The organism is Sphingomonas sp. Sph1(2015) (assembly GCF_001970915.1).
Lineage (GTDB): Bacteria > Pseudomonadota > Alphaproteobacteria > Sphingomonadales > Sphingomonadaceae > Sphingomonas > Sphingomonas parapaucimobilis.
Window position 1 is genome coordinate 1 of the sequence record NZ_MQUI01000096.1, and the last position, 2,655, is coordinate 2,655.

At 71.0% G+C, this 2,655-nt stretch carries 2 protein-coding genes; both read right to left on the bottom strand.

The window, feature by feature from the left end:
• Window positions 1–94: 94 nt before the first annotated feature.
• Window positions 95–1,651: an alpha,alpha-trehalase TreF gene (treF, locus tag BSZ14_RS18590; RefSeq protein ID WP_445190554.1), complete on the bottom strand. Its 1,557-nt coding sequence runs from the start codon at window positions 1,649–1,651 to the stop codon at window positions 95–97.
• 13 nt (window positions 1,652–1,664) lie between these two features.
• The coding region (locus BSZ14_RS18595; RefSeq protein ID WP_076712044.1) for an ATP-binding protein at window positions 1,665–2,655 on the bottom strand (991 nt) is incomplete at its 5' end.

A 2,655-nucleotide genomic window follows, 5' to 3' on the forward strand; every position in this document is an offset into this window, starting at 1 on the left:
GGTTGGGGGAGGGCAGGGCCACAGGCAACGGTCTCTGCGAGGCTCCCGTCCCTCCCCCCGACCCCCTCCCGCTTGCGGGAGGGGGAGCAGAAGGTCATCGCGCCAAATCCGGCCACCGTTCCAGCATCGCCGCCGTCACGCCGTTGGTCCAGCCAAAGCCGTCCTGCGTCGGATATTCCCCGCCGCCGCCGGGCTTGCGTTCCTCGACGTCGTATTTCTCCAGCAGCTTGCCCGTCTCGGCATAGGTGCGCGCGACGGTGGCGATCCAGCGGCGGGCGATGTCCTTGGCCAGTGCCTGTTCGCCGTACCGCCCCAGCCCCTCGACCGCGATCCATTGCAGCGGTGCCCAGCCATTGGGCGCATCCCATTGCTGGCCGGTGCGCAGGGACGTGGTGCGCAGACCACCCTCGCCGACCAGCGTGGCGCGGGTGGCGGCGGCCACCGCGCGTCCCTGTTCCGCGCTGGCCAGCCCGGCGAACAGCGGGAAGAGCGACGCGGCTGTCCGCGCCGTCGTGGGCCGCTTGGCCACCCGATCCCAGTCGGCATAGCGCTTCTCGCCCGCGACCCAGAGATAGCGGTTGATCGCCGCCTTGCGCTTCGCCGCCATGTCGCTGAAACGCTTCGCCATCGCCACATCCCCGGCGGCGGTCGCCCGGGCGGCGATGCGGGTTTCGGCCATCCACAACAGGCTGTTCAGATCGACCGGCACGATGTCGGTCGTGTGGATCGTCTCCAGCCGCATCGGATCGGCCAGCCAGCGCGAGCTGAAGTCCCAGCCCGATTCCGCCGCCGCGCGCAGGTCGCGCTGGACCACGCCAGCGGCACGCGGCTTTGCCTTGGCGGCGGTTTCGCGATCCTCGCGCCAGCTTTCGTCGCGGGGCGTGTCGCGCGCATCCCAATAGCGATTGAGCAGGCTGCCATCGGGCATCCGCACGACGTGGGCGCACGCGCCGCCCGCATCGAGGCAGGTCGCCCCCGCCATCCAGTAATCATGCTCGCGAACCAGCGCCGCCAGCCGCCGCGTTGCCAGTGCGGGATCGCGATTGTCCGACAGGTCCATCATCAGCGCGAGGAAAGGCGGCTGCGACCGGCTGAGATAATAGGTCCGCGTGCCGTTGGGGACATGGCCGTAACGTTCGACCAGATCGACGAAATCGGCCAGCATCGCCTCGATCAGCGGAGCCTGCCCATCGGCCTTCAGTCCCAGCATCGTGAAATAGCTGTCCCAGTAATAAATCTCCTGGAAGCGGTCGCCCGGCACGACATAGCCATGGTCAAGCCCCAGCGCCGACGACCCCGCCACAGGCGCGAAGGGCGCGCGGCCCAGGATCGGCCAGAGTTCGCGGATGCGTTCGCGCAAGGGGGGCTTTCCTTGCGTGTCGCCGCGCACCGAGAAATACCGGCGGACGAAAGCCGCCAGCGCGGTCTTGTCGACCGGCTTTTCGCGCGCATAGGCGGCCATGATCGCTGGCGGAGCCTGACGCGGCACCGCGTCGGCAAAGGTCTTGCCGTCGGGAAACACCTGCGCCTCCTGCACCGCGCCGAATAGCGGGCCGTAGATCTCGGCGGGGGAGGGCGGCGCATTCTGCGCCTGAAGCAGCAGGGCGAGCGCGGGCAGCAGGACCAGCGGGCGCATGCGATTGGCGATCATCATCCTCTCCTGATTATTCGGTTCGCGCGGCGCGCGGCAGCAGGACGGTGGCGGACAGGCCGCCGCCCGGCGCTTCGTCCAGCATCAAGGCGCCGCCATGCAGTTCGGCCAGTTCGCGCGCGATGGCGAGGCCAAAGCCATGCCCGTCGCCGCGCTCGTCCAGCCGCGCCCCCGCCTGCGTCGCGCGGCGCCGGTCGGCCTGGGGGATGCCGGGGCCGTCATCGGAAACGCTCAGCCGGATTTGGCGTCCCTCCGTCACCGCTGCGATGGTGACCTGATGACGGGCATGGCGCGCGGCATTGTCGACCAGATTGCCCGCCACTTCGTCCAGATCCTGCGCGTCCATCGCGACCGACAGATCGTCGACGATGTCGGTGGTGATGCGCACGCCCCGATCGGCATGGATACGCGCGATGGCGTCGGCGAGGTCGTCCATCGCAGGCCGCAGCGGTGTTGCGGCGCGGCTGGTGCCCAGCTGCACCCGCGCGCGGGCGAGGTGGTGGCGGATGGTGTCGTCGATCCGCGCGACCTGCGCGGCGCGGGGCGGATCGTCCGCCAGGTCGAGCGCCAGCGTCGCCACCGGCGTCTTGAGCGCATGCGCCAGATTGGCCGCCGCCGCGCGCGCCGCCGCCAATGCGCGTTCGCTGTCGGCGGTCAGCGCGTTCAATTCGGTGGCGAGCGGCTGAAGTTCGGCGGGCTGGTCTTCGCCGACCCGCGCTCGCTCGCCGGTGCGGATGGCGGCCACCTCTTCGCGCAACCGCCGCAGCGGGCGCAGACCGAGCCGCAACTGGATCAGGCTGGCGGCGGCGAGCAGCACGCCCAGCCCCGCGAGCATGGCGAGCAGCGGCACCAGCGCGGCGCGGATCGGCCGCGCCACGACCGCGCGCGGGGCGGCGGCGGTGATCGTCACGGTCCCGCGTGTCGAGGGAATGGCGATCTGGCGCGCATGAACGCGGACGCCCTGTTCGGTACGCCCCTCGGCCGGGCGGGGCGGCGCGACGGGG

Excerpts from the sequence above, each read along its gene's own strand:
- treF (WP_445190554.1), bottom strand. The coding sequence starts at position 1,651 with ATGATCGCCAATCGCATGCGCCCGCTGGTCCTGCTGCCCGCGCTCGCC.